At 68.0% G+C, this 2444-nt stretch carries 2 protein-coding genes; one reads left to right on the forward strand and one right to left on the reverse strand.

Annotation, left to right across the window (positions count from 1 at the left end):
* Nucleotides 1-198: 198 nt before the first annotated feature.
* Nucleotides 199-1038, forward strand: a complete 840-nt coding sequence (locus VA603_RS10400) for an acid phosphatase (RefSeq protein ID WP_132862307.1) — start codon at nt 199-201, stop codon at nt 1036-1038.
* A gap of 96 nt (nt 1039-1134) precedes the next feature.
* Here the strand turns inward: VA603_RS10400 and VA603_RS10405 are convergent.
* Nucleotides 1135-2444, reverse strand: a 1310-nt coding sequence (locus VA603_RS10405; protein WP_323438771.1) for a TonB-dependent receptor, incomplete at its 5' end; no start/stop codon positions are given.

The following is a 2444-nucleotide window of genomic DNA, read 5'->3' on the forward strand; positions in this document are numbered from 1 at the left end:
GCCGACGGCCCGCGCGCGGAGCTGTTGTGCTCCGGGCCGCTGTCCGAGCTGTTCGGCGGGCCGGTCCAGGTCCGCGAGGACGAAGGCCGGCTGACCGCCTGGGTCGGGTAAACGGGCCATCGCCGCTGCCCCGATCCACCGCGGTGGTGCCGGCAATGCGATGATGCCGGTCCGTTCCGTCGTTTCCGCCGTACCCGAATGTCCCGTACCCGCTTCCCGCTGCGCCTCGCCGCAGCCGCTTCGCTGGCCGCCGCCCTGGCCGCCTGTTCCAGCACTCCCACCCGTTCCGGTGCGCCGGACGAGGACCCCACCCAGCACGCCAGCGGCTACCTGCAGGGCGATGCCATTCCCGACAGCCTGGCGCTGAGCCCGGCCCCGCCGGCCCCGGGCTCGGTCTGGGCGCAGCTGGACGAGGCCGTGGCCCGCGAGGCCATCGGCATGCGCGGCAGCGCGCGCTTCCAGCAGGCCCATGCCGACGCCGACCTGTCCTTCCCGGCCGGCGCCGAGCAGTTCAGCTGCGCGCTGGGCGTGGCGGTCACCGCGCAGGACACGCCGACGCTGTACACCCTGCTCGAACGCAGCCGCATCGATGCCAGCGCCGCCACCAAGGCCGCCAAGCACCATTACCAGCGCCCGCGTCCGTTCATGGTCAACAACGAGCCGACCTGCACCCCGGAGGACGAGCAGGACCTGCGCAAGAGTGGCTCCTACCCGTCCGGGCACACCTCGATCGGCTGGGCCTGGGCGTTGATCCTGGCCGAGATCGATCCGGAGCACGCCACCGCCCTGATCGAGCGCGGCCGCAACTACGGCCACAGCCGGCTGGTCTGCAACGTGCACTGGTTCAGCGACGTGCAGCAGGGACGCTTCATGGGTGCGGCCACGGTCGCCCGCCTGCACGACAACCCCGAGTTCGTCGCCGACCTGGCCAAGGCACGCCGCGAGCTGGCGTACGCCCGCACGCTGAAGCAGTCGTTGCCGCGCGACTGCGCCGCCGAGACCGCCGCGCTCACCTCCGACATCTCCGAAGCGCGCTGAGCAATGCCGGGGAGTGCCGGGCCATGCTCGGCACTACGGAAACGAAGAAGGCGCGGATTGCTCCGCGCCTTCTTCGTTCAACCTGCAGACCGGCGCTTAGAAGCGGGTCTTGAACTCCACGCCCCACAGGCGCGGCTCGTTGATGAAGCCGGTGAGGTTGTTGAAGTCGATGCCGCCGGTGGCGCGGATCTGGTTGGTGATGTTGCGGCCGTACAGCGCCACGTCGTAGTCCCCGTCGTTCCACTGGTAACCCAGGCGCAGGCCGCCTTCCAGCAACGACTTGCCGGTGAATTCCCTGGACTCGTACAGGAAGAAATTCACTTCGCTGCGGTACGCCCAGTCGGTGAACACGTAGAACTGCGCACCGTCGGCCAACGGCAGCGACCAGCGTGCGGTCAGGTTGTGGGTCCACTGCGGTGCCTGCGGCAGCGCGTTGCCGTTGATCCGCGCCTTGCCATCGATGACAGGGTTGGTCACGGTGCACGAGAAGCACGGTGCAACGCTGAGATCGGCGTCCTTGATCTCGGTGTGGTTGTACCCGCTGCCCAGCGTGACCAGCAGGTTGTCGGTCAGGTAGGCCTGCAGGTCCAGCTCGAAGCCCTGGCCCACGCTCTTGTCGGCGTTGAGCAGGATGTTGGCGTTACCCAGCTCGCCGCCCACGGCGGTCAGCTGCTGGTCCTTGACCCGGTAGTGGTAGACGCTGGCATTCAGGCGTGCACGGTTGTCCCAGAAGTCCGCCTTCACGCCGGCCTCGAAGGACAGCACGGTTTCCGGGTCGGCCACGGTCTTGTCGTTGAAGGCGCCGGCCGACTGGATCGAGCTGCCGCGGAAGCCGGTGGCAACGCGCCCGTAGACGTTGACGGTGTCGTTGACGGCGTAGGTGGCCGAGAAGTCCCAGTTGAACTTCTTGTCCTTGGTCGAGGCCGACAGGTACGGGTCCACCGCGTCACCGCGGGCGAAGGCCGCCTGCTGGGCGGCGAGCAGGCCGGCCAGGTCGCACTTGGCCGACAGCACGCACGGGGAGAAGCCGGTGTTCCAGTAGTCCTTGACCACCAGGTCCTTCTTGTCGACGGTGTAACGCGCGCCGGCGCGCAGCTCCAGCTTGTCGGTGGCCTGGAAGGTCACCCCACCGAACGCCGCCCAGGCATCGTTGGTCTGGTTGATGCGCTGGAAGCCATCCTGCCTGCTGCCGTTGGTGGTGTCGTAGCTGTAGCTGTCGACGTCGTAGTCTTCCTTGAAATAGAACAGGCCGGCCTGCCAGTTCAGCGGCCCGTCGTTGAGCGATTCCAGGCGCAGTTCCTGCGTCCACTGCGAATGGCTCGGGATGCCATCGGCGGTTTCGGAGGCAAACGGCACCTCAGGGGTGAAGTACGGGCCGGAGGTGCCGTCGATGTCACCCACGCTGT

The sequence above is a fragment of the Stenotrophomonas capsici genome (assembly GCF_034961085.1).
In the GTDB taxonomy this organism is placed as follows: domain Bacteria; phylum Pseudomonadota; class Gammaproteobacteria; order Xanthomonadales; family Xanthomonadaceae; genus Stenotrophomonas; species Stenotrophomonas capsici.

Bases quoted from the DNA above. Each gene is read 5' to 3' on its own strand.
- VA603_RS10400 (WP_132862307.1), top strand. From the start codon at position 199: ATGTCCCGTACCCGCTTCCCGCTGCGCCTCGCCGCAGCCGCTTCGCTG.